The 25,742-nt window shown below is 68.9% G+C and carries 22 protein-coding genes; 11 read left to right on the top strand and 11 right to left on the bottom strand.

All coding sequences use genetic code 11. The features are described 5' to 3' along the window. Window positions 1–100 precede the first annotated feature (100 nt). Window positions 101–1,036 (top strand): COX15/CtaA family protein, encoded by a 936-nt coding sequence (locus G6N37_RS04485; protein ID WP_174813909.1) that lies wholly within the window; start codon window positions 101–103, stop codon window positions 1,034–1,036. Here G6N37_RS04485 and G6N37_RS04480 read toward each other — a convergent pair. Next, window positions 986–1,648 (bottom strand): hypothetical protein, encoded by a 663-nt coding sequence (locus G6N37_RS04480; RefSeq protein ID WP_163676488.1) that lies wholly within the window; start codon window positions 1,646–1,648, stop codon window positions 986–988. The two genes, G6N37_RS04485 and G6N37_RS04480, sit on opposite strands and share 51 nt — an antisense overlap. A 19-nt stretch (window positions 1,649–1,667) precedes the next feature. On the opposite strand from G6N37_RS04480, the gene G6N37_RS04475 reads away from it, so the two are divergent. After that, entirely contained in the window at window positions 1,668–2,642 is a 975-nt protein-coding gene (locus G6N37_RS04475; protein WP_163676485.1) for a quinone oxidoreductase family protein, read from the top strand. Window positions 2,643–2,669: 27 nt separating this feature from the next. Here the strand turns inward: G6N37_RS04475 and G6N37_RS04470 are convergent, their stop codons facing one another. After that, on the bottom strand, window positions 2,670–3,596 hold the full coding sequence (locus tag G6N37_RS04470; RefSeq protein ID WP_163676482.1) for a heme o synthase: 927 nt from the start codon (window positions 3,594–3,596) through the stop codon (window positions 2,670–2,672). Between the two features lie 256 nt (window positions 3,597–3,852). Between G6N37_RS04470 and tkt the strand changes: the two genes are divergently transcribed. Genes tkt through G6N37_RS04440 form a run of 6 tightly spaced genes read left to right on the top strand, consistent with a single transcriptional unit; the run spans window position 3,853 to window position 10,695 of the window. Continuing rightward, entirely contained in the window at window positions 3,853–5,943 is a 2,091-nt protein-coding gene (gene tkt, locus G6N37_RS04465) for a transketolase (RefSeq protein WP_163676479.1), read from the top strand. Between the two features lie 15 nt (window positions 5,944–5,958). Further along, window positions 5,959–7,077: a transaldolase gene (gene tal / locus G6N37_RS04460; protein WP_163676476.1), complete on the top strand. Its 1,119-nt coding sequence runs from the start codon at window positions 5,959–5,961 to the stop codon at window positions 7,075–7,077. Further along, the gene (gene zwf, locus G6N37_RS04455) at window positions 7,074–8,618 is read left to right on the top strand and encodes a glucose-6-phosphate dehydrogenase (RefSeq protein WP_083173789.1); all 1,545 of its coding nucleotides are present in this window, start codon (window positions 7,074–7,076) and stop codon (window positions 8,616–8,618) included. Before tal ends, zwf begins: the two co-directional genes overlap by 4 nt. Beyond that, window positions 8,615–9,526: a glucose-6-phosphate dehydrogenase assembly protein OpcA gene (opcA, locus tag G6N37_RS04450; RefSeq protein WP_163676473.1), complete on the top strand. Its 912-nt coding sequence runs from the start codon at window positions 8,615–8,617 to the stop codon at window positions 9,524–9,526. The genes zwf and opcA overlap by 4 nt, the downstream gene beginning before the upstream one ends. Further along, entirely contained in the window at window positions 9,523–10,278 is a 756-nt protein-coding gene (pgl, locus tag G6N37_RS04445; protein ID WP_163676470.1) for a 6-phosphogluconolactonase, read from the top strand. Before opcA ends, pgl begins: the two co-directional genes overlap by 4 nt. 27 nt (window positions 10,279–10,305) lie before the next feature. Next, a complete protein-coding gene (locus G6N37_RS04440) occupies window positions 10,306–10,695 on the top strand; it encodes an ATPase (protein ID WP_163676467.1) in 390 nt (129 codons plus the stop codon). 10 nt (window positions 10,696–10,705) lie between these two features. On the opposite strand, the gene G6N37_RS04435 is transcribed toward G6N37_RS04440, so the two are convergent. The 9 genes from G6N37_RS04435 to G6N37_RS04395 all read right to left on the bottom strand — a co-directional run bounded on the left by G6N37_RS04435 (window position 10,706) and on the right by G6N37_RS04395 (window position 21,555). Further along, window positions 10,706–11,518 carry a DUF1206 domain-containing protein gene (locus tag G6N37_RS04435; RefSeq protein ID WP_163676463.1) on the bottom strand — a complete coding sequence of 271 codons (813 nt, stop codon included), beginning with the start codon at window positions 11,516–11,518 and terminating at the stop codon, window positions 10,706–10,708. Between the two features lie 16 nt (window positions 11,519–11,534). After that, window positions 11,535–14,342, bottom strand: a complete 2,808-nt coding sequence (ppc, locus tag G6N37_RS04430) for a phosphoenolpyruvate carboxylase (protein ID WP_163676460.1) — start codon at window positions 14,340–14,342, stop codon at window positions 11,535–11,537. A gap of 45 nt (window positions 14,343–14,387) precedes the next feature. After that, on the bottom strand, window positions 14,388–14,621 hold the full coding sequence (gene secG, locus G6N37_RS04425; protein ID WP_163676457.1) for a preprotein translocase subunit SecG: 234 nt from the start codon (window positions 14,619–14,621) through the stop codon (window positions 14,388–14,390). A 57-nt stretch (window positions 14,622–14,678) separates the two neighbouring features. Then, a complete protein-coding gene (tpiA, locus tag G6N37_RS04420) occupies window positions 14,679–15,464 on the bottom strand; it encodes a triose-phosphate isomerase (protein ID WP_163676454.1) in 786 nt (261 codons plus the stop codon). After that, window positions 15,461–16,711: a phosphoglycerate kinase gene (locus G6N37_RS04415; protein WP_163676451.1), complete on the bottom strand. Its 1,251-nt coding sequence runs from the start codon at window positions 16,709–16,711 to the stop codon at window positions 15,461–15,463. Before G6N37_RS04415 ends, tpiA begins: the two co-directional genes overlap by 4 nt. Before the next feature lie 12 nt (window positions 16,712–16,723). After that, entirely contained in the window at window positions 16,724–17,743 is a 1,020-nt protein-coding gene (gap, locus tag G6N37_RS04410) for a type I glyceraldehyde-3-phosphate dehydrogenase (protein ID WP_163676448.1), read from the bottom strand. A gap of 116 nt (window positions 17,744–17,859) precedes the next feature. Continuing rightward, the gene (locus G6N37_RS04405) at window positions 17,860–19,287 is read right to left on the bottom strand and encodes a phytoene desaturase family protein (RefSeq protein WP_163676445.1); all 1,428 of its coding nucleotides are present in this window, start codon (window positions 19,285–19,287) and stop codon (window positions 17,860–17,862) included. Continuing rightward, the gene (locus G6N37_RS04400; RefSeq protein WP_163676442.1) at window positions 19,284–21,032 is read right to left on the bottom strand and encodes a DUF3556 domain-containing protein; all 1,749 of its coding nucleotides are present in this window, start codon (window positions 21,030–21,032) and stop codon (window positions 19,284–19,286) included. The genes G6N37_RS04405 and G6N37_RS04400 overlap by 4 nt, the downstream gene beginning before the upstream one ends. A gap of 154 nt (window positions 21,033–21,186) precedes the next feature. Next, the gene (locus tag G6N37_RS04395) at window positions 21,187–21,555 is read right to left on the bottom strand and encodes a hypothetical protein (RefSeq protein ID WP_232075271.1); all 369 of its coding nucleotides are present in this window, start codon (window positions 21,553–21,555) and stop codon (window positions 21,187–21,189) included. Window positions 21,556–21,915: 360 nt separating this feature from the next. Here G6N37_RS04395 and G6N37_RS04390 point away from each other — a divergent pair, with 360 nt between their 5' ends. The 3 genes from G6N37_RS04390 to G6N37_RS04380 are packed head-to-tail and all read left to right on the top strand — an operon-like array spanning window position 21,916 to window position 25,559. Beyond that, the gene (locus G6N37_RS04390; protein WP_232075467.1) at window positions 21,916–22,656 is read left to right on the top strand and encodes a lysophospholipid acyltransferase family protein; all 741 of its coding nucleotides are present in this window, start codon (window positions 21,916–21,918) and stop codon (window positions 22,654–22,656) included. Between the two features lie 60 nt (window positions 22,657–22,716). Then, window positions 22,717–24,285, top strand: a complete 1,569-nt coding sequence (fadD12, locus tag G6N37_RS04385; protein WP_232075465.1) for an acyl-CoA ligase FadD12 — start codon at window positions 22,717–22,719, stop codon at window positions 24,283–24,285. After that, on the top strand, window positions 24,285–25,559 hold the full coding sequence (locus G6N37_RS04380) for an alpha/beta hydrolase (RefSeq protein ID WP_163676429.1): 1,275 nt from the start codon (window positions 24,285–24,287) through the stop codon (window positions 25,557–25,559). The genes fadD12 and G6N37_RS04380 overlap by 1 nt, the downstream gene beginning before the upstream one ends. Window positions 25,560–25,742 lie beyond the last annotated feature (183 nt).

Genomic DNA, 25,742 nt, shown 5'->3' with positions numbered 1-25,742 from the left:
CCAGAGCAGCCGTCACGGCAATCTCGACGACGCCAGGGCTTACTACAGGACGTAGTTTTCGTTGGCCTACCATCGGGCCATGCCCGTGGGACGAACGCTGATGCGGTTGGTGGACCTGCTCCCCAATCCGAGCGTGCGCGTCCAGCGGATCATCGCCGCGGCGGTCATCCTGACCCAGGGCGGCATCGCGGTCACCGGGGCGATAGTGCGCGTCACCGCGTCCGGCCTGGGTTGTCCCACCTGGCCGCAGTGCTTTCCGGGCAGCTTTACGCCGGTCGCGCACGCCGAGGTCCCGCGCATCCACCAGGCCGTCGAGTTCGGTAACCGGATGATCACCTTCGCGGTGGTCGTGGCCGCGGCGCTGGCCGTGCTGGCCGTGACCCGTGCGCGGCGCCGCAGGGAAGTGCTGATCTACGCGTGGCTCATGCCGGTGTCCACGGTGGTGCAGGCGGTCATCGGCGGCATCACCGTGCGCACCGGGCTGCTGTGGTGGACGGTGGCCATCCACCTGCTCACCTCGATGACGATGGTGTGGCTGTCCGTGCTGCTCTACCTCAAGATCGGCGAGCCCGACGACGGGGTTTCGCACCGGCGCGTCGCCAGGCCGCTGCGCGCCCTGACGGCGCTGATCGGCCTGGATCTGGCCGCGGTGCTGGTCACCGGCACGCTGGTGACCGCCGCCGGCCCGCACGCGGGTGACCGCAGTCCCACCCGCACGGTGCCTCGGCTCCAGGTCGCGGTGGACACCCTGGTGCACGCGCACTCCTCGCTGCTCGTCGCCTACCTCGCCCTGCTGGTCGGCCTCGGCTTCGGGCTGCTGGCGGTGCGCGCCGGCCGGCCCATCCTGCGGCGGCTGATCGTGCTGCTCGCCCTGGTGTGCGCGCAGGCCGCCGTCGGCACCGCCCAGTACTTCACCGGGGTCCCCGCCGCGCTGGTCGCCCTGCACGTGGCCGGAGCCGCGGCCTGCACCGCGGCCACGGCCGCGCTATGGGCCTCGATGCGAGAGCGGGCCGAGGCCGAGCCGCTCGCAGGCTGACTCCACGGCCAGCGCGAACTCGCGCTGCGCGCGCTGACGGGTGGCGACGTCGAGGTGGGCCCAGCCCAGCGAGGGCGCGACGAGGTCAAGCCCCACCAGCCGGTCCCCGCTGACGTCGGCGCGCGCATACAGCAATTCGCGCGCGGTGATGCCGGCGCGGTCGGCGGCGGCCGCGAGCGCCGCGTAACCCAGGTCCCACGATTCGAACTCCGGGTCGGTCGGCCAGGCGTGTGACTGCTTGCCGCCCAGGAAGATCAGCGCCGCGCCCGCCGTCCCGCCCGGCCGCGTCGGCACCCCGTCGTTCTCGAGGTCGCGCAGATACCGCTCATCGAGGTTCCAGGCGACCGCGTCGGGCGGATTGAGCAGGTGACGCACCCGCCGGATCCAGGTGAGGAACCCGTCGCGCCCGTTCGGGCCGTCGGCGGTGGCGCGCAGGATCACCAGGTCGGCGCGCAGGGTCTCGGGATCGTCCCGGGACCGCCAGCGGGCGTGCAGTCCGCGGGCGCGCAGCGCCGGGACCAGCCCGGCGTCGTCGGGATCGCCGGCCGCATCGTCGCCGGGCCCCGCCAGCACGATGCGGGGATGGAAGATGTCCGGGCGGGCGAGTTTCATGCCCGGGCATGATAAGCACATGCACGCAATCGAAGTCAGCGAAACCGGCGGCCCCGAGGTGCTGCGCTACGTCGACGCGCCAAAACCGGCGCCCGGTCCCGGCGAGGTGCTGATCAAGGCCGAGGCGATCGGCGTCAACTACATCGACACCTACTTCCGCTCGGGGCAGTACCCGCGCGAGCTGCCGTTCATCCTCGGCTCGGAGCTGTGCGGCACCGTCGCCGCGACCGGTGACGACGTCGACGGTTTCACCGTCGGCGACCGGGTGGTCAGCGCGGCGGCGTCCGGCGGTTACGCCGAATACGCCGCTGCCCCAGCGTTTTTGACGGCACACGTGCCGGACGGCGTGAGCTCCGACGTGGCCGCGTCGGTGCTGCTGAAGGGCCTCACCGCGCACTACCTGCTGAAGTCGGTGTATCCGGTGCAGGCCGGTGACACGGTCCTGGTGCACGCCGGAGCCGGCGGGGTGGGGCTGATCCTGACGCAGTGGGCCCACCTGCTCGGCGCGCGGGTCATCACCACGGTCTCCACGCCGGAGAAGGCCCGGCTGTCCAGGCGGGCCGGCGCCGACGAGGTGCTCTCCTACCCGGACGACGCGGAGGAATTCGGCCGGCAGATCCGCGGGCTCACCGACGGTGCCGGCGTCGAGGCCGTGTACGACGGCGTCGGTGCCACCACCTTCGACGCCAGCCTGGCCAGCCTGGCCGTGCGCGGCACGCTGGCGCTGTTCGGCGCGGCCAGCGGACCGGTTCCGCCGTTCGATCCGCAGCGCCTCAACGCCGCCGGCTCGGTGTTCCTGACCCGGCCGTCGCTGGCTCACTTCATCCGCACCGGCCAGGAATTCTTCTGGCGGGCAGAGGAATTGTTCGACGCGATCGCGGGCGGGGCCATCACCGTCGAAGTCGGCGGCCGCTACCCGCTCGCCGAAGCCGCGCGCGCCCATCAGGACCTGCAGGGCCGCAAGACGGCCGGCTCGATCGTGCTGCTGCCCTGAGCCGCGACCACGTCGGCCGCCCGGGCGTCAGAGCAGGTGTGGGAGCGCGATCACCGAGTCGACGGCCAACGCGCAGAACACCACGGCGAGATAGTTGTTCGACTGCAGGAACAACCGCAGCGGCTTGACCGGCTCGCCGGCGCGCACCCCGGCGTAGAGCTGATGGGCCATCGCCAGGAACCACACCCCGGCGACCAGGGCGACCGCCGCGTACAGCCAGCCGGTGGCCAGCGCCAGCGCCAGCGTCGCCGCCACCGTCAGCCAGGTGTAGATCACGATCTGCTTGGTGACCTCACGTTCGGTGGCCACGGCGGGCAGCATCGGGACGCCGGCCGCTTTGTAGTCGTCCTTGTAGCGCATCGCCAGCGCCCAGGTGTGCGGCGGCGTCCAGAAGAAGATGACCGCGAACATCACCAGCGCCGGCCACCCGATGGTGCCGGTGACGGCCGACCAGCCGATCATCACCGGCATGCAGCCGGCCGCGCCGCCCCACACGACGTTCTGCGACGTGCGGCGCTTGAGCAGCAGCGTGTAGACGAACACGTAGAACGCGATGGTGGCGAGCGCCAGCAGACCCGACAGCAGGTTGGTCGTCCACCACAGCCAGAAGAACGAGCCCACCGTGAGCACCAGGCCCAGCGCCAAGGCGTTGCGTGTCGGCACCGCCGCGCGGGCCAGCGGCCGGCGTGCCGTGCGCTTCATCACCTTGTCGATGTCGGCGTCGGCCACGCAGTTGAGCGTGTTGGCTCCCCCGGCGGCCAGCATCCCGCCGACCAGCGTGTTGAGAATCAGCAGCGGATTCACCGACCCGCGATGGGCGAGCAGCATGGCGGGTATCGCGGTCACCAGCAACAGTTCGATGACCCGGGGCTTGGTGAGCGCCAGATACGCCAGCACCGTGCCGTGGACTCGGCTCGGTAGTTGGCTCGGGGCGACGCGCCCGCGAACGCTCACGCAATAACTCCTTGGGGTCGCAGCGACGCGCAGCATCTACTACGCACGATGGTAGACCGCGGGGCGGTCATGGCCCCCCCGCAGGGTCCATTCGCCCAGATTTCTCCCAGATTTCCGAACTGAATGTTACGGGTCGGCGGCCACCGCGTAATTTTCACAGCAGCCGGCGGCGGGTACCCGAAACCTGCACTGCAAGAGCCGGCCATCCCGCACTAGGGTGGGATTGATCAGCTCGATGACCCTGAGGACTGAGTCTGTGACCACACTCGAAGAGATCTCTACGCTGACCCAACCGCACCTCCCCGACGACTGGTCCGAGCTCGACTCCGCCGCCGTCGACACCGTCCGGGTGCTGGCCGCCGACGCGGTCCAGAAGGTCGGCAACGGACATCCCGGAACGGCGATGAGTCTGGCTCCCTTGGCCTACACGCTGTTCCAGCGCGCGATGCGCCACGATCCCAGCGACACGTTCTGGCTGGGCCGCGACCGGTTCGTGTTGTCGTGCGGGCACAGCAGCCTGACGCTGTACATCCAGCTCTACCTGGGCGGGTTCGGTCTCGAGCTGTCCGACATCGAGTCGCTGCGCACGTGGGGATCCAAGACCCCCGGGCACCCGGAGTTCCGGCACACCAAGGGCGTTGAGATCACCACCGGTCCGCTCGGCCAGGGCCTGGCCTCGGCGGTGGGCATGGCGATGGCGGCGCGTTACGAGCGCGGCCTGTTCGATCCCGACGCCGCTCCGGGCACCAGCCCGTTCGATCACTTCATCTACGTGATCGCCTCCGACGGCGACATCGAGGAGGGCGTCACCTCGGAGGCCTCCTCGCTGGCGGCCGTGCAGCAGCTGGGCAACCTGATCGTCTTCTACGACCACAACCAGATCTCGATCGAGGACGACACCAACATCGCGCTGTGTGAGGACACCGCCGCGCGCTACGAGGCCTACGGCTGGCACGTCCAGCGGGTCGAAGGCGGCGAGAACGTGGTCGGCATCGAGGAGGCCATCGCTAACGCCAAGGCCGTCACCGACCGGCCGTCGTTCATCGAGTTGCGCACCATCATCGGCTTTCCGGCGCCCAAGTTGATGAACACCGGCAAGGCGCACGGCGCCGCGCTGGGCGACGAGGAAGTCGCGGCCGTCAAGGAGATCCTGGGCTTCGACCCCGGCAAGACGTTCGAGGTGCGCGACGAGGTCATCGCCCACACCCGCAAGCTGGTGGACCGGGGCAAGGAAGCGCACGAGAAGTGGCAGGCCGATTTCGACGCGTGGGTGCAGCGCGCACCCGACCGCAAGGCGCTGCTGGACCGGTTGACCGCCGAGGAATTGCCCGACGGCTGGGACGCCGACATCCCGTACTGGGAGCCGGGATCCAAGGCGCTGGCCACCCGCGCCGCGTCCGGTGAGGTGCTCTCCGCGCTGGGCCCGAAACTGCCGGAGTTGTGGGGCGGCTCGGCCGACTTGGCGGGCAGCAACAACACCACCATGAAGGGCGTGGATTCGTTTGGGCCACCGTCGATTTCGACGAAGGACTACACCGCCCACTGGTATGGCCGCACGCTGCATTTCGGTGTGCGCGAGCACGCGATGGGGGCGATCCTGTCCGGCATCGTGCTGCACGGCCCGACCCGGGCCTACGGCGGCACCTTCCTGCAGTTCTCCGACTACATGCGCCCGGCGGTGCGACTGGCCGCGCTGATGGACATCGACACGATCTACGTGTGGACGCACGATTCGATCGGCCTCGGCGAGGACGGGCCGACCCACCAGCCGATCGAGCACCTCGCGGCGCTGCGCGCCATCCCGAAGCTGTCGGTGGTGCGCCCGGCCGACGCCAACGAGACCGCCTACGCCTGGCGCACGATTCTGGCCCGCGGCAACGGCAGCGGCCCGGTCGGGCTGATCCTGACGCGCCAGGGTGTGCCGGTGCTGGACGGCACCGACGCCGACGGGGTGGCCCGGGGCGGCTACATCCTGGGCGACGAAGGCGTCGAGGACCCCGACGTCGTGCTGATCGCCACCGGCTCGGAGGTTCAGCTCGCGGTCGAGGCCCAGAAGTTGTTGGCCGACAAGGACATTGTCGCGCGGGTGGTGTCCATGCCGTGCGTGGAATGGTTCGAGTCGCAGCCCGAGGACTACCGCGACAGCGTGCTGCCGCCGCCGGTGTCGGCCCGGGTGGCCGTCGAGGCCGGCGTCGCGCAGTCCTGGCACAAGCTCGTCGGCGACACCGGCAGGATCGTGTCGATCGAGCACTACGGCGAATCCGCCGACTACAAAACGTTGTTCCGTGAGTTCGGTTTCACCGCAGAAGCCGTCGCGGCCGCCGCGGAACAGGTCGTGGACAACTGAGAAAGGGTGATTCACATGACTCAGAACCCTAACCTCGCGGCGCTGTCCGCCGCGGGGGTATCGGTTTGGCTGGACGACTTGTCGCGCCAGCGGCTGCAGTCGGGCAACCTGCAGGAGCTGATCGACACGAAAAGCGTTGTCGGCGTGACCACCAACCCGTCGATCTTCCAGAAGGCGCTCGCCGACAGCGATACCTACAACGACCAGATCGCCGAACTCGCCGAGCGTGGCGCCGACGTCGACGCCACGATCCGCACCGTCACCACCGACGACGTCCGCAACGCGTGTGACGTGCTGCGGCCGCAGTGGGAAGCCTCCGACGGCGTCGACGGGCGGGTCTCCATCGAGGTGGACCCCCGCCTGGCAGCCGAGACCGACAAGACCACCGCGCAGGCCGTCGAGCTGTGGAAGATCGTCGACCGGCCGAACCTGTTCATCAAGATCCCGGCCACCAAGGCCGGCATCCCGGCCATCACCGCCGTTCTGGCGGAAGGGATTTCGGTCAACGTCACGCTGATCTTCTCGGTGGAGCGGCACCGTCAGGTGATGGACGCCTACCTGGCCGGCCTGGAGAAGGCCCGCGAGGCGGGTCACGACCTGTCGAAGATCCATTCCGTCGCATCGTTTTTCGTGTCCCGGGTGGACACCGAGGTGGACAAGCGACTGGAGAAGATCGGGTCCGAGGAGGCGCTCGCGTTGCGGGGCCAGGCCGGCGTCGCCAACGCCCGCCTCGCCTACGCCGCCTACCAGGAGGTGTTCGAGGGTGGCGACCGCTACGAGGCGCTCAAGGGCGCCGGGGCCCGGGTGCAGCGACCGCTGTGGGCGTCGACCGGGGTCAAGAACCCCGACTACTCCGACACCCTCTATGTCACCGAGCTGGTCGCCCCCAACACGGTGAACACCATGCCCGAGAAGACGATTGACGCCGTCGCCGACCACGGCGAGATCAAGGGTGACACCGTCACCGGCACCGCGTCCGCCGCCCAGGAGGTGTTCGACAAGCTGGCCGGCGTCGGGATCGACCTGCCCGACGTGTTCGTGGTGCTGGAGGACGAGGGCGTGGAGAAATTCGTGGAGTCGTGGACCGAGCTGCTGGAGGAGACGCAGAAGCAGCTGGGTTCCGCCTCGAAATGAGTCCGGCTCGAACCGCTGCACAATGGCATAACCCGCTACGGGACAAGCGCGACAAGCGGCTGCCGAGGATCGCCGGCCCCTGCGGCATGGTGATCTTCGGCGTCACCGGCGACCTCGCGCGCAAGAAGGTGATGCCGGCCATCTACGACCTGGCCAACCGCGGGCTGCTGCCGCCGAGCTTCTCGCTGGTGGGTTTCGCCCGCCGGGACTGGGAAACCCAGGACTTCCGCAAGGTGGTCTACCAGGCCGTCAAGGATCACTGCCGCACGCCGTTCCGGGAGGAGAACTGGGAGCGGCTGGCCGAGGGATTCCGTTTCGTGCCGGGGTCTTTCGACGACGACGAGTCGTTCGGCCGGCTGGCCGAAACCCTGGACAAGCTGGACGCCGAGCGCGGCACCGGCGGCAACCACGCCTTCTACCTGGCCATCCCGCCGAAGTCCTTCCCGGTGGTGTGCGATCAGCTGCACAGGTCCGGGCTGGCCCGCCCGCAGGGCGATCGGTGGAGCCGGGTGGTGATCGAGAAGCCGTTCGGGCACGACCTGGAAAGCGCGCAGGCCCTCAATCATGCGGTCAACGCGGTCTTCCCCGAGGAGGCGGTGTTCCGCATCGACCACTACCTGGGCAAGGAGACGGTCCGCAACATCCTGGCGTTGCGGTTCGCCAATCAGTTGTTCGACCCGATCTGGAACGCGCACTACGTCGACCACGTGCAGATCACCATGGCCGAGGACATCGGATTGGGCGGGCGCGCCGGCTATTACGACGGCATCGGCGCCGCGCGCGACGTCATCCAGAACCACCTGATGCAGCTGCTCGCGCTGACCGCGATGGAAGAGCCGGTCAGCTTCAACCCGGCGGCCTTGCAGACCGAGAAGATCAAGGTGCTCTCGGCGACGCAGCTGGCCCAGCCGCTCGACGAGACCACCAGCCGCGGCCAATACGCCGGCGGCTGGCAGGGCGGCGAGAAGGTGGTGGGGCTGCTCGACGAGGAAGGGTTCGCCAAGGACTCCACCACCGAGACGTTCGCCGCGATCACGCTGGAGGTCGACACCCGCCGCTGGGCCGGCGTGCCGTTCTACCTGCGCACGGGGAAACGCCTGGGCCGCAGGGTGACCGAGATCGCGCTGGTGTTCAAGCGCGCCCCGCATCTGCCGTTCGACGCCACCATGACCGACGAGCTGGGTACCAACGCCATGGTCATCCGGGTGCAGCCCGACGAGGGCATCACGCTGCGATTCGGTTCCAAGGTGCCCGGCACCGCGATGGAGGTCCGCGACGTCAACATGGACTTCTCCTACGGCTCGGCGTTCGCCGAAGAGTCGCCGGAGGCCTACGAACAGCTGATCCTCGACGTGCTGCTGGGCGAACCGTCGCTGTTTCCGGTCAACGAAGAGGTCGAATTGGCTTGGCAGATATTGGATCCCGTCCTCGACAACTGGGCGGCCGACGGCAAGCCCGAGCCGTATGAGGCCGGCACCTGGGGCCCGGAGTCCGCGTTCGAGATGCTGCGCCGGACCGGTCGCGAATGGCGGCGCCCGTGATTATCGACATGCCGGACACCACCACCACCGCGGTCAACAAGAAGCTCGACGAACTCCGCGAGAAGGTCGGCGCCGTGACGATGGGCCGGGTGCTGACGCTGATCATCGCGCCGGACAGCGACGCCATCCTCGAGAAGTCGCTGGAGGCGGCCAACAACGCCAGCCACGAGCACCCCAGCCGAATCATCGTCACGATGCGGGGGGACCCGTATGCCGACGAGCCGCGCCTGGACGCGCAGCTGCGCGCCGGTGGAGACACCGGAGCGACCGAGGTGGTGATCCTGAACCTGTCCGGGCCGCTCGCCGGGCACGCCGCCAGCGTCGTGACCCCGTTCCTGCTTCCCGACATCCCCGTGGTGGCGTGGTGGCCCGACGTCGCCCCGGCTGTTCCGGCCCAAGACCCGTTGGGCAAGTTGGCGATCCGACGCATCACCGACGCCACCAACGGAACCGACCCGCTGTCGGCGATCAAGAGCCGACGGTCCGGATACACCGCCGGCGACACCGACCTGGCGTGGGCGCGCATCACCTACTGGCGGGCGCTGCTCACCTCTGCGGTCGACCTTGCGCCGCACGAGCCCATCCAATCGGCCCTGGTGTCCGGCCTGAAAACCGAACCGGCGCTTGACATCCTCGCGGGCTGGCTGGCCAGCCGCATCGACGGCCCGGTGCGCCGGGCGGTCGGCGAGCTCAAGGTGGAACTGGTGCGCGAGAGCGAGACCATCGTGTTGAGCCGGCCCCAAGAGGGCAGGACGGCGACACTGAGCCGCACCGCCAAGCCCGAGGCCTTGCTCCCCTTGGCGCGCAGGGAAACCGGCGAGTGCCTCGCCGAGGACCTGCGGCGGCTTGACCCCGACGAGATTTACCAGACGGCGCTAGAAGGTATTGAGAAAGTGCAGTACGTGTGAGCACCATCATCGAAGTTTTCCCCGAGAGTCAGGCGCTGGTCGAGGCCGCGGCCAACCGACTGGCCGACACCATCCGCGAGGCCGTGGCGGCGCGGGACCGAGCGCTCGTCGTGCTGACCGGCGGCGGCAACGGCGTCGGGTTGCTCGAGTCCCTGGTGGGCCGCGAGATCGCCTGGCCCAAGGTGCACCTGTTCTGGGGTGACGAGCGCTACGTCCCCGAGGACGACGACGAACGCAACGACAAGCAGGCGCGCGCCGCGTTACTGGACCGGATCGACATCCCGTCCAGCCATGTGCACACGATGCCGGCCAGCGACGGCGAATTCGGAACGGACCTCGCGGCCGCGGCGCTGGCCTACGAACAGCTGCTGGCGGCCAACGCTTCCCCCGGCCAACGGGTTCCGCATTTCGACGTGCACCTGTTGGGCATGGGCCCGGAGGGCCACATCAACTCCCTGTTCCCGGACACCCCCGCCGTGCTGGAAACCAGCCGCATGGTCGTGCCCGTCGAGGACTCCCCCAAGCCGCCTCCCCAACGAATCACCTTGACCCTGCCCGCCGTTCAACACTCGCGCGAGGTCTGGCTGATGGTGTCCGGCGCCTCGAAGGCCGACGCGGTGGCCGCGGCGATCGGCGGCGCCCCGCCGGTCTCGGTGCCCGCCGCCGGGGCGATCGGGCAGGAAACCACGCTGTGGCTGCTGGACGAGGAGGCCGCGGCCAACCTCCCTTCCCGGCCGGGTCAGCGAAGCTAGCCCCCGCCCGGATTGTTCCGGGTGATAATGACGGTCATGGCAGACAGAACCGTGCGTGGCGGGCAAGAGCGGAACCGGCTCAAGACTCTCACCCAGGCCGCGCTGAATGCCGACAAGACGGTGGAGCAGGTCGAAGACGTCCTCGACGGCCTGAGCAGGACCATGAACGAGCTCAACACCTCCCTTTCCAACTTGAACGCCACGGTCGAGCGCATGGAAAGCGGCCTGGACCATCTGGACGGCACCCTGTCGCGGCTGGACGACCTGGCGAGGCGACTGATCGTCCTGGTCGAGCCGGTGGAGGCGATCGTCGGGCGGATCGACGGCATGATGAAAATGGGCGAGACGATGATGACGCCGCTGTCGATGACCGAGAACGCCGTGCGCGGTGCGCTGGACAGGCTGCGGAACCGCTGAGACGTGCGGGCTACATCTTCGTCGACCGGGCCATCACGAAGCTGTACAGCCCGTAGGTGATGATCCCCACTCCGGCGGCGATCAACAGCGCGGCCCCGTAGTGCTGAGCCCCGAGCGTCTTCAGCGCACCGTCGAGGCCGGAGGCCTTCTTCGGTTCTGAGCGACACGCGGCGACGATCACCAGCGCGCCCGTCAGGGTGATCACCACCCCTTTGCCGATGTACCCGGCCACGCCGAGCCGTCGCACCAGGTCACCCGACTTGCCCTGCAGGTCGTCGACGAAGTTGCGGCTGGCGCCCTTGTGGATGTGGTAGCAACCGACCGCGACGATGATCAGTCCGCCCCCGATGAGCGCGATGGTGCCGCCCGTCGACCCCATCAGGCGCGCGCTGATGCCCGAATTCTGTTGATCCGCAAGCCTCCCCGCGCCCCGGGCGAATCCGAACGCGGAGTACGCGAACGCCAGGTAGACCGCCGCCAATCCGAACGCCTTCGCCCGCGAAGCGGCGTCCGACGACGGGCCCTCCGAGTCACGGTCGCATGATCGCCCGAGCGCGGTTTCGACGAGCCGCCACAGGCCCATCGCCAGTAGGGCGGCGGTGGCGATCCACAGCGCGAGCGTGCCGCCCGGCTTGGCCGCCAGCGCCGCCAGTGCGCCGGTTTGGTCCGCGGTGCCGCCGTCGCCGCACGCGACCCGGATGGCCAGATAGCCGACGATCAGGTGCAGTACGCCGTTCACGACGAACCCGACGCGGGCGAGCCGCTCGAAGACGCCGTTCTGGGCCACCCGGACCGCGGTGACAGGGGTCGCGTTGTCCGCCATGGCTTACGAATGCCCGTCAGCCGCTGTTACGTAACGCGCTCGCCAATCCGTTCATGGTCAGCAGGATGCCGCGCTGCACCAGTTCGTCGTCGTCGCCGGAGCGGTAGCGGCGCAGCAACTCCACCTGCAAATGGTTCAGCGGCTCCAGGTAGGGGAACCGGTTGAACACCGAGCGCGCCAGCGCGGGGTTGTCGGCGAGCAGGTCGTCGTGACCGGTGATGAGCTTGTGCATCGCGATGGTTCGCCGGTGCTCGTCGACGATCTTGTCGAACACCCGGTCCCGCAGCTCCTCGTCCGCGACCAGCCCGGCGTAGCGGGCCGCCAGGCCGAGGTCGCTCTTGGCCAGCACCTGCGCCATGTTGGACAGCACGCTGCGGAAGAACGGCCACCGCTGGTAGAGCTCGTGCAGGGTCTCCACCCGCTCGTCTTCGCTTTCGGGTCCCGCCGCGATCCACTGCTCGAACGCCGACCCGGTGCCGTACCAGCCCGGCAGCATGACCCGCGACTGGCTCCACGCCAGCACCCAGGGGATGGCGCGCAGGTCCGAGATCGACGACGTGGGTTTGCGTGAGGTCGGGCGGCTGCCGATGTTCAGCGAACCGATCTCGCTGACCGGCGTGGAGGCCATGAAGTAGTCGACGAAACCCGGTGTGTCGTGCACCAATTCGGCGTAGGCGCGCTGCGCCAGGGTGGCCACCTCGTCGAGCACGGCGTAGGCCGGCTCCGCCGCGTCGCCCAGGCCCTCGACGTCGAGCAGCGTCGACTCCAGCGTGGCCGCCACCAAGCTTTCCAGGTTGCGCCGGGCGGCCTGCGGTTCGGCGTACTTGGCGGCGATCACCTCGCCCTGCTCGGTGAGGCGCAGCGAGCCGTTCACCGCGCCCGGCGGTTGCGCCAGGATGGCCTGATAGCTCGGTCCACCGCCGCGCCCGACGGTGCCGCCGCGACCGTGGAAGAGCCGCAACCGAATTCCGTTCTTGCGCGCCACCTCCACCAGGGCCAGCTCGGCGCGATAGACCGCCCAGCTGGAGGCCAGGTAGCCGCCGTCCTTGTTCGAGTCGGAGTAGCCGAGCATCACCTCCTGACGCCCGCCCTGCGCGTCGACGACCGTCCGGTACACGGGCAGCTCGAGCATCGCGTCCAGGATCGCCGCGCCGTGGTGCAGATCGTCGATCGTCTCGAACAGCGGCGAGATGGCGACCGGACAGTAGGGTTCGGGCCCGGAAGCATCCAGCAGCCCGCACTCCTTGAGCAGGATCGCCACCTCCAGGACGTCGGACACCGAGCGGCACATGGAGATGACGTAGTTCGGGACGGCGGCCGGGCCGTAGCGGCCGACGGCGTGCGCCGCGGCGCTGACGACCTCGAGCTCCTTGCGGGCCAGCTCCGAAAGTTGCCCGCGGTCGCCGACGAGTGGACGCCGGGTGCCCAGTTCGCCCGCCAGCAGCGCGACCCGGTCGTCCTCGGGCAGCGAGCCGTAGTCGGGGTGCACCCCGGCCCACGCCAACAGCTCCCCCACCACCTCTTCGTGGACGTCGGAGTTCTGCCGCATGTCCAGACCGCTGAGGTGAAACCCGAAGACGCTCACGCCTTCTCGCAGCAGGGCCAGGCGGTCGTCGGCCAGCAGCGCGCTGCCGTGCGCGCGCAGGGACTCGTCGATCGTGTCGAGGTCGGATTCCAATTCGGCCGGGGCGGAATACGGTGCCAGCCCGAGGTCCAGCTCGTGCTGGGGCCGGCGGTCCAGGATCTGGGCGCCCGTCGCCGTGAGCCGGGCGCGGATCACCCGCACCGCCCGGCGATAGGGCTCGTCGGCGCGGGCCTGCTCGCCGCAGCCCTCGGCCAGTTCGGCCAGCCCGGGCGTGACCGGCACGAGGCGGGCCGACATCGACAGGTCCTGCTCGAGGGCGGTGAGTTCTTCCAGGTAATGCGACAGCGCGGTGAACGCGGCGCTGCCGGTGGCCTGGCGCACGACATCGCCCGTCACGTTCGGATTGCCGTCGCGGTCGCCGCCGATCCAGGAACCGGGCCGCAGGATCGGCGCGGCGAGCAGATCGGTGTCGGGCCACCGCGTCCGCAACGCTTCCCGGACCTCGGCGTTGACCTGCGGCATGACCTGGAAGAACGCGGCGGCGTAGTAGCGCAGCCCCACCTCGATCTCGTCGGTGATCTGCAGCCGGGACAACCGGATCAGCGCGGTCTGCCACAGGGTGAGGACCTGGCGGCGCAACTCGCGCTCGATGTTGCGCCCGTCGTCGGTTTCGGTGTGCCCCTCCGCGTGCAACCGCATCAGCTGGGTGATCCGGTGCTGGGTGACGAAGACGGTGCGCCGCCTGGTTTCGGTGGGGTGGGCGGTGATCACCGGGGAGATCAGGGCCCCCCGCAGCGCTTCGGCCACCGTGGCCGAATCGAGTTCGGCGCCATCGAGTTTCGCGTAGGTGGCGGCTAGGCTGCTGGCCTGCGGCGGCTCGCCGGCGGCGACGTGGATGGCACGGCGGCGCTCCCGGTGGATGTCCTCGGCCACGTTGGCCAGCAGCGCGAAATGGCTGAACGCGCGGATGACCGGAATCGCTCGGTGAATGTCGATGCCGTCGAACATCCGCGCCAGTTCGGCCCGGTCGATCTCCGAGCGGCGCACCCGAAACGACTCCACCCGGGCGCGTTCCACGAGGTCGAAAACCTCGTCGCCGTTCTGTTCGCGCACGGTGTCGCCGAGGATGGCGCCCAGCAGCCGGATGTCGGCGCGCATGGGCTCGGTGGCCTCGCGACCGACCAGCGTCCGTTGCACGGCGCCGATCGGCTCCAGCGCGATGTCGGAAACGTCAACCATGCGTCCCAGTATCGGTGCGGATCACGTGGTCCGCCCGCCGACAGGTCACCGGTACTTGATCAGCAGGGCGATCCCGATGATGGACACCAGCCAGATGCCGGTGATGAACAGCGTCAACCGGTCCAGGTTCTTCTCCACCACCGTCGAGCCGGACAGGCTGGACTGCACACCGCCGCCGAACAGCGTCGACAGGCCGCCACCCTTGGCGCGGTGCAGCAGCACCAGCAACACCACCAGCACGCTGGTGACCACCAGGGTGATCTGCAGGGCCAACTCCATGACGCAAAAGCCTACCGGTTGGCGCCCGGGTGCCGGGACATCACCCCACGGGAGGCCCTAGGGAAGTGGCCCGCCGGCCGCGATCGCCGCCAGCGTCGCGAACTGCTCACCGTCCAGGGACGCCCCACCGACCAGTGCCCCGTCGATGTCGTCGCGGGCGATGAGTTCGCCGATGTTCTTGGCGTTGACCGAGCCGCCGTAGAGCACCCGCACGGCGTCGGCGACCTGCGGCGACGCCAGCGAGGCGAGCTCCGCGCGGATCGCGGCGCACACCTCCTGCGCGTCGGCGGCGCTGGCGACGCGTCCGGTGCCGATGGCCCAGACCGGCTCGTAGGCGACGACGACGGTGCCGATCTGCTCGGCGGACAGGCCGGCCAGCGACCCGCGCAGCTGCTCCACGTTGTGCTCGACGTGATTGCCGGCCTCGCGAACCTCGAGGTGCTCGCCGATGCACACGATCGGGGTCAGCTCGTGCTTGAGGGCCGCGGCGGCCTTGGCGGCGACCAGGGCGTCGTCCTCGTGGTGGTAGGTGCGCCGCTCGGAGTGCCCGACCACGACGAAGCTGCACCCCAGCTTGGCCAGGAACGTGCCGCTGGTGTCACCGGTGTAGGCGCCCGAGTCGTGCGGCGACAGGTCCTGGCCGCCGTAGGTCAGCCGCAGCTTGTCGCCGTCGACCAGGGTCTGCACGCTGCGCAGGTCGGTGAACGGCGGCAAGACCGTGACGTCGACCTTGTCGTAGTACTTGTCCGGCAGCGCGAACGCGATCTTCTGGACCAGCGCGATCGCCTCGAAGTGATTGAGGTTCATCTTCCAGTTGCCGGCGATCAGCGGCTTACGGCTCACGCGTCTCCTCCACCTGGTTGCGGCTCCCCGAGCACCTCGATGCCCGGCAGCGTCTTGCCCTCGAGGTATTCCAGCGACGCGCCGCCGCCGGTGGAAATGTGCGAGAAGTCGCCCTCCGGGATGCCCAGGGCGCGCACCGCGGCCGCGGAGTCGCCGCCGCCCACCACACTGAACGCGCCCTTGCCGGTCGCCGCCGCGATGGCCTCGGCGACGCCCCTGGTGCCCGCGGCGAACTCCGGGAACTCGAACACGCCCATCGGGCCGTTCCAGAAGATGGTCTCGGCGTTGGACAGCAGGGCCGCAAAGCGTTTGACCGATCCCGGGCCGATGTCCAGCCCGATCAGGGCGTCCGGGATGGCGTCGGCCGCGACCGTCTGCGGCGGCGAGTCGGCGGCGAACTTCTCGGCCACCACGATGTCCACCGGAAGCCGCAGCACGTCGACATAGGTGTCCAGCAGCCGGCGACAGGTGTCGACCATCTCTTCTTCCAGCAGCGACTTGCCCACCGGAAACCCTTGCGCCGCAAGGAAGGTGAAGCACATGCCGCCACCGATCACGATGCTGTCGGCCTTGGTCGCCAGCGATTCGATGACGCCGAGCTTGTCGGAGACCTTCGACCCGCCGAGCACCACCGCGTAGGGGCGCTCGGTGGAGCTGGTCAGCTGCTCGAGCACGCGGATCTCGTCGGCCACCAGCGTGCCGGCGTAGTGCGGCAGCAGCGTGGCCACGTCGTACACCGAGGCCTGCTTGCGGTGCACCACCCCGAACCCATCGGAGACGAAAGCCCCTCCGGGCGAGACCAATTCGGCGAGTTCACGGGCCAGGGCGAGCCGCTCGCCGTCGTCCTTGCTGGTTTCGCGCGGATCGAAGCGGATGTTCTCCAGCAGCAGGACGTCGCCGTCCGTCAGCCCCTCGGCACGGGCCAGGGCATCGCCGCCCACGACTCGGGAACGATCGGAGCCGGCCAGCTGCACGTGCCGGCCGAGGTGCTCGCCGAGCGCCGCGGCGACCGGCGCCAGCGACAACTTCGGGTCGGGTCCGTTCTTCGGCCGGCCGAGGTGCGCGGTGACCACCACCTTGGCGCCGGCGTCGACCAGCGCCCGCAACGTCGGCACCGACGCGGTGATCCGGCCCGGGTCGGTGATCGCGCCTTCGTCGTCGAGCGGGACGTTCAGGTCGGAGCGCACCAGCACGCCCCGGCCCGAAACCCCTTGGGCCAGCAGGTCTTTCAGAGTGGGAATCGTCACGACTGCTTGAACTTACAGTGACTTGCCGACCAGCGCGACGAGGTCGATGAGGCGGTTGGAGTAGCCCCATTCGTTGTCGTACCACGACACGACCTTGGCCTGGTTGTCGATCACCTTGGTCAGGCCGGAGTCGAAGATCGAGCTGTGCGGATCGGTGACGATGTCGCTGGACACGATCGGGGCGTCGTAGTACTTCAGGATGCCCTTCAGCCGACCCTCGGCGGCGGCCTTGAATACCGCGTTGATCTCGTCGGCGCCGGCGGGCTTGGCCAGCTCGACGGTCAGGTCGGTCACCGAGCCGGTGGGAATCGGCACCCGCAGCGCGTACCCGTCCAGCTTGCCCTTCAGCTCGGGCATCACCAGGCCGATGGCCTTGGCCGCGCCGGTCGAGGTGGGCACGATGTTCAGCGCCGCCGCCCGCGCGCGGCGCAGGTCCTTGTGCGGCCCGTCCTGCAGGTTCTGGTCCTGGGTGTAGGCGTGGATGGTGGTCATCAGGCCCTTGACGATGCCGAACTCGTCCTGCAGCACCTTGGTCACCGGCGCCAGGCAGTTCGTGGTGCACGACGCGTTGGAGATGATGTTCTGGCTGCCGTCGTACTTGTCGTCGTTGACGCCCAGGACGATGGTGATGTCCTCGTCGGTGGCGGGCGCCGAGATGATCACCTTCTTGGCGCCGGCGTCCAGGTGGCCCTTGGCCTTGGCCGCGTTGGTGAACAGCCCGGTGGACTCCACGACCACGTCGACGCCCAGGTCGCCCCACGGCAACGCTGCCGGGCCCTCCCTGACCTCGAGCGCCTTGATCTTGTGCGGGCCCACCACGATGGTGTCCTGGCCTTCCAGGCTGACGTCGAAGGGCAGCCGGCCCAGGATCGAGTCGAATTTGAGCAGATGCGCAAGTGTGTGGTTGTCGGTGATGTCGTTGACCGCCACCACCTCGATGTCGGCGGTGCCCTGCTCCTGCTGGGCCAACAGGGCCCGGTAGAAGTTGCGTCCGATTCGACCGAAGCCGTTGATGCCTACTCGGACCGTCACTTGATCTCTCCCTGTCTTGGCGATGTCTTCACTGAGTCCGCTGAATACGCGCTCGTGGTCAGCCTAGATGAGCAGCATGCGCGGTTGCCGCCCCGGTTCCCGCGCCCAGTGTGACGTCAGTCGCGGCGCGTCTTCTTCAGCCACTTCAGCGCCGACTCGGCCGCGTGGTAACCGCACAGCCCGTGGATGCCGGCCCCCGGCGGCGTGGACTGCGAACACAGGTAGACGCCCGGCACGCCGACGGCATAGGGATCGACGGCGATGCGGGGACGGAAGATCACCTGCAGCCCGTCGTTGGCACCGCCGATGATGTCGCCGCCGATGAAGTTGGCGTTGTAGGCCTGCAGTTCGGCGGGCCCCTTGCTGACCGTCGCGAGGACGCGCCCGGAGAACCCCGGCGCGAACCGCTCGATCTGGGCGACGACGGCAGCGGTCGCGTCGCCGTCGTAGCCGAACGGCACGTGCGCGTACGCCCAGATCGGGTTGATGCCGCCGGCCGAGCGCGACGGGTCGCACAGGTACTGCTGCCCGAGCAGCACGAAGGGCCGGTCGGCCATCTTGCCCTGTGCGCGTTGACGTTCGGTGTCCGCGACCTCGGCGAACGTGCCGCCGAGGTGCACGGTGCCGGCCCGGCCGCAGTCAGGGTTGGTCCAGGGGATGTCGCCCTCGATGGCGAAGTCGACCTTGAACGCCGACGACCCCTCCCGATAGCGCCGATACGACCGCCTGATCCGGCCCGGCATGGCGTCGCCGTAGAGGGCGAGCGCCGCGGCCGGGCTGAGGTCGAGCATGACGATGTCGGCGTCCGGGATGTCTTTGCGGCTGGCGACCCGCACCCCGGTGGTCACGGCGCCGCCGTGCTCGGCGAGGGCGGCGGCCAGCGCCCGGCTGATCGACCCGGAGCCCCCTTGTGCGACGGGCCAGCCGTAGCGGTGACCGCTGGCCAGGATCATCAGCCCCAGGGACGCGGTGAGCGGCCGGTCCAGCCGGGTGTAGATGTGCGCGGCGGACCCGCCGAACAACGCGCGGGCCTGCTCGGTGCGAAACCAGCGGGCCATGGTGGTGGCCGGCAACAGCGCACGCGGCCCGAAGCCGGCCAGGCGAATCGGGTGACGCGGGACGCCCAGCACCGGGCCCAGCAGATCCTCGGCCAGCTCGTCGAATCCCGCCGCCAGGTCCCCTATCGCCCGCCGCCACCGGCCGCCGTCGGGCCCCATGCCGGCCACCGTCTCATCGATCGACTGGTAGAGCACGCCGGCGGTGCCGTCGTCGAGCGGGTGTGCGCAGTCGACCTCCGGCCACTTCCACTGCAGCCCGTAGCGCTGCAGGTCGATCTGCTTCCACAACGGCGAACCGACACCCAGCGGGTGAAACGCCGAGCAGTGGTCGTGGATGACCCCGGGCATCGTCAGTTCGCCCGAGCGGGCTCCCCCGCCGACGGTGTCGCTCGCCTCGAGCACCTGGACGTCGACTCCGTTGCGGGCCAGGTGGATCGCCGCGGCCAGGCCGTTGGGCCCGGCGCCGACCACCACAGCCCTGGTCATGGCGCACGGCGTTGCGTCGTGACGTGGACGGGGAACTCGTCGCCCGGCTCCGGCCACGGCTGACGGGTCAGCATGTCCTTGACGTCGACATAGCCTTCTTCGATCAGGCCGGTCTTGGCGTCGAGGATGCGGTACCGCTGCTGTTGAATGTGGATCGGTTGCCCTTCGAGAACGATGACGCGAAGATCGCCGTCCTCGAAGTGGCAACGCCGCTGCACCGCTTCGAGTAGCTGCTCGTTGTGCAGGTGGCCTTCGCCGAAGTTCCACCCGACCAGGGGCCCGGCGACGATTTCGCCCTCACGGATCTTGTAGTTGGCTTCGTCGTCGATCGCGCGGGGCAGCAGGGCGTTGAGGGCGCGGCCGTGCGCGTGCATGGCGCGGAATGCGGCCGTCTTGTCCGCCATGATCTCGGCGGTTTCCGGATCATAGAGCCTGGCCAGCTGATTGACGACGAGCGCGGAGCTCTTGACGATGTCGGCATCGACCTTTTCCTCGGCGCCGGCACGGAAACACCACACGCTCGAGGCCCAGTTGCCGGCGTAGTACCGCATCGCGGGAAGGAACGAAATCTTCTCGGGGAACATGTTTCCCGCGATCACGACCGCCGCCGCGAGGATCACGAGGGCCAGCAGCAGCGGGGAGCGAAGGTCGGTGGCCCGGATCGAGCCGTAGTGCCCGAACAGGTAGAACAGCGAGAAGATGAAGAAGACGTTCCATTCCAACGGAACTCCCATCGGGAGGTTGGAAATGATGTTGAGGTGGAAGACCACCATGAACGCGATGAGGAACCACCGCCACGGGTGATCGCCGGCGAAGAAGACCAGAACCGTCGGAATCACGAATTCCGCCGTGGTGCCGCCGACGTGGGCCATCACCTTTGGCAACCAGGACGGACGAAGGTCGTTGACGTGGTCCAGGTAGAGCATGTGCTTGACCCGGTTGAACAGCTTGGGTCGCAACAGCGCGTTGTTGCTCGTCATCACCGACACCACGTACGGGAAGTGATGATTGAGCTTGGACGTCGCCGCGCCCCACCACAGCAACAGCATGATGATCTTGAACGCCGCCACCTGATCGGTGAACGGGAAGAAGAACACGATCAGCTTCAGCCAATAGTGTTCGCCGCGGGCGGCCAGGAAGATGGTCTTGTCACGCAGGCCCAACAACGCCAGCGCGACGATCGTCGGGATGACCCGAACCGGGTCGATCAGGCCGACGTCGCCGGCGGCCGTGACCGGCCCGCCGTGGCCGGGCGACAACAGCGCCCACACCCCGCCGGCCAACACGATCGCGTACAGGGCGACGTCGAAGACGGTGCGGGTGTCACCGCTGGTGAACGGAACCTTCCCGGGCCAGGCGGGCAAGCGAATAGTGTTGGGCCGCAACCAGTAAAGGATGCCTCCGATCGGCGGCATGAACCGCCCGGTCAACGGTCCCGATCCGCAGCCCAGGCCCGTTACCTCGAACAGCAGGGTGAAGACGACGACCTTCTGGTACACGATCGGTTGGGTCCACCAGTCGGCGATGCGGCCCAGGCCACCGAGGCCGGGGGTCAGCGAGATGATCGCCGCGGGCACGGCCACGTACAGGGCGATCTTGATCAGATACAGCAGATACACCGCATACGGGGTTCCGAAGCCGTGTTCGGCCCAATGCCGGGTCACGACTTGCAGGCGGGTTGCCCGGGGCAAGGTCGGCCAGGTCTTGCGATCGACGTCCGGAAGTTCCGGTGCCATGAATCCCATGGGCGGCCTCATTCGATGTCGGAAGAAACCAGTTGGCCCGTCAAATGTATCGGCACCGCGATGCTGGCGTGGCCGATTCCGCGGCACGTCACCTTTCGGGGTCACTCGAGCGACGAAAACCGCTGCGCAGCAGGCGAATTACTGCCGGTCGCGGCTACCGGACCGCGGAACGCGGCCGCGGGGCGTGGGCGGGTGACGGGCCGGGGGTGCGGCGGCCGAACCGGCTGCGCAGCTTCTCGAGCATGCGGTCCAGGTTGTCCCGGTCCTGTTCCTCGATCCGGGCGATGCGCCGAAGGCTGGAGACGGTATCGACGTCGCCGTTGGCCTGCGCGGCGGCGATCGCCCTCTGGTAGTCGTCGATCCGCTGTGCGGTGAGCCTGCGGTTCTGCGAGAGCACCCGAAGGAAGTAGTCGGCCTGGCGATGGTCGGCCGCATCCGGAGCGGCCGGATCAACGTCAGCCGCGAGCCGGCCGGTGGACGGCGCGGCGGCCTGAATGGGGCGGGGAGGTTCAGGGCGGCCCACGCCGGTGTGCGGCCGGAGGGTGCGTCGGTCACGAGAGCTCGTAGCGCGCGCGACGCCCGGGCGGGTGCTGCGCTCGTGGGACAAACCGGCAACGTCCATCGGTCTCCCCGCTTCTCGAGATTTCACGTAGGGCGTCGTAACAATAGCGCCCGCACCCGGCGGGCACCATATCCGCAGACGGGTAAAGAGATAAACACCATGACGGCGGCCGCGCCCCGGTCGCTACCATCGAGGAATTCGACGCGGCCCCTCATACCTCAAGCGGCCTCGCGGGAGCGTCAAGGGAGGAACGTGACCGACAACGATCACCCCGATGCCGGCGACATCGGCAAGTTCGACCCCGTCTTGACCCAGCGCCTGATGGGCGTGATGCGCCCGGCGCTGAAGGCCTACTTCCGGTCGGAGGTGCACGGCCTGGGTTCGTTTCCGCCCGGTGGGGCGCTGGTCGTCGGCAACCACTCCGGCGGCATGTTCCCGATGGACGTCCCCATCTTCAGCGTCCACTTCTACGAGAAGTTCGGCTACGACCGGCCGGTCTACACGCTGAGCCACGACATTCTCATGACCGGCCCCACCGGGGACTTCTTCCGGCGGACCGGATACATCCGGGCCAACCGGGAGAACGCGGCGCAAGCCCTGCGGTCCGGCGGGGTCGTGATCGTCTTCCCCGGCGGTGACTACGACGCGTACCGGCCCACGCTCGCGGAGAACGTCATCGACTTCAACGGCCGCAAGGGATACGTCAGGACCGCGATCGAGGCGGGCGTCCCGATCGTGCCCGCGGTGTCCATCGGCGGTCAGGAGACGCAGCTCTACCTGTCACGCGGGACCTGGCTGGCCGAGCGGCTCGGGGTGAAGCGCTTGCTGCGCAGCGCCATCCTGCCGCTGTCGTTCGGCTTCCCCTTCGGCTTCAGTGCGGTGATCCCGCCCAACCTTCCGCTGCCCACCAAGATCGTCACGCAGGTGCTCGAACCGATCGACATCGCCGGCCAATTCGGCGACGATCCGGACGTCGACGAGGTCGACGAGCACGTGCGGTCGGTGATGCAGCAGGCGCTCAAGGACCTGGCCGCCAAGCGACGTTTCCCGATCCTGGGCTGAGCCGTGGCCTCTCCTTTCACCGAAGCCCTCGGCGTCATCTCCACCCTGAGGCGCGCCGGCATGATCGCGCCGATGCGGCCCGACCGCTACCTCAAGATCGCCGCGGCCATGCGCCGCGAGGGCATGGGCATGACCGTCGGGTTCGCCAGTGCGGCGCAACGCTGCCCGGACCGGCCCGGCCTCGTCGACGAACTCGGGACGCTGACCTGGCGCCAGCTCGACGAGCGGATCAACGCGCTCGCCGCGGCGCTGCAGGACCTGCCGGGCCGGACGGGGACACCGCGCGTCGTCGGGATCATGTGCCGCAACCACCGCGGCTTCGTCGAGGCGGTGGTGGCCACCAACCGGATCGGCTCGGACGTCGTGCTGCTCAACACGTCGTTCGCCGGACCGGCGCTCGCCGAGGTGGTCAACCGCGAAGGGGTCGACGCCGTCATCTACGACGAGGAGTTCACCGAGACGGTGGACCGCGCGCTGGCCGACCAGCCGGACGCCACCCGCATCGTGGCCTGGACCGACGGGCGGCACGAGCTGACCGTCGAGGGGCTCATCGGCGAGCACACCGGTCAACGGCCCGAGCGCCCCGGCCGCAAGGGCCGGATGATCCTGCTGACCTCCGGTACGACCGGAACCCCCAAGGGGGCCAACCAAACCGGCGGCAACGCGGGCATCGGCACGCTCAAGGCCATCCTGGACCGCACGCCGTGGCGGGCCGAGGAGACGGTCGTGATCGTGGCCCCGATGTTCCACGCCTGGGGCTTCTCGCAGTTGATCTTCGCCGCGTCGATGGCCTGCACGGTGGTCACCCGGCGCAAGTTCGACCCCGAGGCCACGCTCGACCTCATCGACCGGAACCAGGCGACGGGGCTGGCGGTGGTGCCGGTGATGTTCGACCGCATCATGGAACTGCCGCCCGAGGTGCGAAAGCGGTACAGCTGCAAGTCATTGCGCTTTGCGGCGGCATCCGGCTCCCGCATGCGCCCCGACGTCGTCATCGCGTTCATGGACGAGTTCGGCGACGTGATCTACAACAACTACAACGCCACCGAGGCCGGCATGATCGCCACCGCCACCCCGGCCGACCTGCGCGCCGCGCCCGACACCGCCGGCCGGCCGGCGGGCGGGACCGAAATCCGCATCCTGGACTCCGAATTCAACGAGCTGCCCACCGGCGAGGTCGGCACCATCTACGTCCGCAACGACACCCAGTTCGAGGGTTACACCTCGGGCACCACGAAGGATTTCCACGCCGGGTTCATGTCGTCGGGCGACGTCGGCTACCTGGACGAGGCCGGCCGGTTGTTCGTGGTGGGCCGCGACGACGAGATGATCGTCTCCGGCGGCGAGAACGTCTACCCGATCGAGGTGGAGAAGACGTTGGCGGTACACCCCGACGTGGCCGAAGCCGCGGTGATCGGCGTCGACGATGAGCAGTACGGCCAGCGCCTGGCGGCATTCGTGGTGTTGACCCCGGGCTCCCAGGCCACGCCCGAGGCCCTCAAACAACATGTCCGGGAAAACCTGGCCAACTACAAAGTGCCGCGCGAAATCACCGTGCTGGACGAACTCCCCCGCGGCAGCACCGGCAAGATCCAGCGCAACGAACTGCAATCGCGGGTCACCGGCTGATGCGCCGGTTACCCCGCCGCCTGGTACGCCCCCGCCCGCTGGCGCGCGCCGCGCTGGAACTGGCCAACGCCGCCAACGGATTACGGCCGCTGGCCCGCAAGGGCTACAGCACCGTGCTGGTCTTCTGGTTCGGCTGGCCGACGTCGGAGGTGCCCGGCATCTATTTCTCCGTCTCCCTGCTGGACGCGGTGCGCCGTGCGCGGCGCGGCCACTTCGCGGGACGCCGTGGCAAGGCTGCGCTGGCGATGACGGCCGCGTCGTGGGCGATCCTCGGAGTGATCCGCTACCGCGGCGTCACCACGCCGGGCCCGGTGCTGGAGGCCGGCCTGCGCGAGCAGCTCGGCGACGACTACGCCGAGGCGCTGAGCCATCTTCCCCACGCCAAGCCCACGCGCAGCGGGCGGCGCAGCCTGCCGCTGGGCAACACCGTGGCGCGCCGGCGCTTCGTCGAGAAGACGAACGTGGTGTCCTACGGCCCGAACGGCCGCGCCAACCTCGCCGACATCTGGCGCCGCCGCGACCTGCCGCGCGACGCCAAGGCCCCGGTGCTGCTGCAGGTGCCCGGCGGCGCCTGGATGATCGGGATGCGCCGGCCCCAGGCCTACCCGCTGATGAGCCACCTGGCCGCCCGCGGCTGGGTGTGCGTGTCGATCGGCTATCGCGTGTCGCCGCGCCACACCTGGCCCGACCACATCGTCGACGTCAAGAGGGCGCTGGCCTGGGTCAAGGAGAACATCGCCGACTACGGCGGTGATCCCGACTTCGTCGCTGTCACCGGCGGTTCGGCGGGCGGGCACCTGTGCGCGCTGGCGGCGCTGACGCCCAACGACCCGCAATTCCAGCCCGGCTTCGAAGACGCCGACACGTCGGTGGCGGCCGCCGTCCCGATCTACGGCCGCTACGACTGGTTCTCCACCGAGGGCGAGGGCCGGCCCGAATTCATCTCGCTGCTCGAAAAGTTCGTGGTGAAGCGGGGATTCGACACGCACCGCCACGTCTACCTCGACGCCTCGCCGATCCGGCGGCTGCACGCCGACGCGCCGCCGTTCTTTGTCCTGCACGGGCGCGACGATTCCCTCATCCCGGTCGGCGAAGCCCAGGAGTTCACCGAGGAACTGCGGGCGGTGTCCAAGTCCCCGGTCGCCTACGCCGAATTGCCCAGCGCGCAACACGCTTTCGACATCTTCAGCTCCCCGCGGGCGCATCGATCGGCGGAAGCCGTCGCACGGTTCCTGACCTGGGTGTACGCGACGTATTCTCAGGACGACGATTAGAGCCTGATTTTCATCTCCTCAAGGCGCACCCGCACCAGCCGGCGTCTGTCGCGCTGCGTCATCACCTGCGCCGAGAATACGGACGTTGAATACCAAGTTGTATGACCATTGCAGGTCACCTAGCCGCTTTCCTCGGATTTGTGCGGTCTTGTATTGACGGTCCCTATTAGTGGTCATACACTG

Origin of the sequence: Mycobacterium seoulense (assembly GCF_010731595.1) — a bacterium.
Lineage (GTDB): Bacteria > Actinomycetota > Actinomycetes > Mycobacteriales > Mycobacteriaceae > Mycobacterium > Mycobacterium seoulense.
The sequence above is the reverse complement of the archived record's forward strand: the minus strand, read 5'-3'. Positions and strand labels throughout refer to the sequence as shown.

Bases quoted from the DNA above. Each gene is read 5' to 3' on its own strand.
- G6N37_RS04475 (WP_163676485.1), top strand. From the start codon at position 1,668: ATGCACGCAATCGAAGTCAGCGAAACCGGCGGCCCCGAGGTGCTGCGC.
- G6N37_RS04380 (WP_163676429.1), top strand. From the start codon at position 24,285: ATGCGCCGGTTACCCCGCCGCCTGGTACGCCCCCGCCCGCTGGCGCGC.
- G6N37_RS04435 (WP_163676463.1), bottom strand. From the start codon at position 11,518: ATGGCGGACAACGCGACCCCTGTCACCGCGGTCCGGGTGGCCCAGAAC.
- G6N37_RS04405 (WP_163676445.1), bottom strand. From the start codon at position 19,287: ATGACCAGGGCTGTGGTGGTCGGCGCCGGGCCCAACGGCCTGGCCGCG.
- G6N37_RS04485 (WP_174813909.1), top strand. From the start codon at position 101: ATGCGGTTGGTGGACCTGCTCCCCAATCCGAGCGTGCGCGTCCAGCGG.
- ppc (WP_163676460.1), bottom strand. From the start codon at position 14,342: ATGGTTGACGTTTCCGACATCGCGCTGGAGCCGATCGGCGCCGTGCAA.
- zwf (WP_083173789.1), top strand. From the start codon at position 7,074: ATGAGTCCGGCTCGAACCGCTGCACAATGGCATAACCCGCTACGGGAC.
- secG (WP_163676457.1), bottom strand. From the start codon at position 14,621: ATGGAGTTGGCCCTGCAGATCACCCTGGTGGTCACCAGCGTGCTGGTG.
- G6N37_RS04400 (WP_163676442.1), bottom strand. From the start codon at position 21,032: ATGGGATTCATGGCACCGGAACTTCCGGACGTCGATCGCAAGACCTGG.
- tal (WP_163676476.1), top strand. From the start codon at position 5,959: ATGACTCAGAACCCTAACCTCGCGGCGCTGTCCGCCGCGGGGGTATCG.
- G6N37_RS04440 (WP_163676467.1), top strand. From the start codon at position 10,306: ATGACGGTCATGGCAGACAGAACCGTGCGTGGCGGGCAAGAGCGGAAC.
- G6N37_RS04480 (WP_163676488.1), bottom strand. From the start codon at position 1,648: ATGAAACTCGCCCGCCCGGACATCTTCCATCCCCGCATCGTGCTGGCG.
- fadD12 (WP_232075465.1), top strand. From the start codon at position 22,717: ATGATCGCGCCGATGCGGCCCGACCGCTACCTCAAGATCGCCGCGGCC.
- G6N37_RS04390 (WP_232075467.1), top strand. From the start codon at position 21,916: ATGGGCGTGATGCGCCCGGCGCTGAAGGCCTACTTCCGGTCGGAGGTG.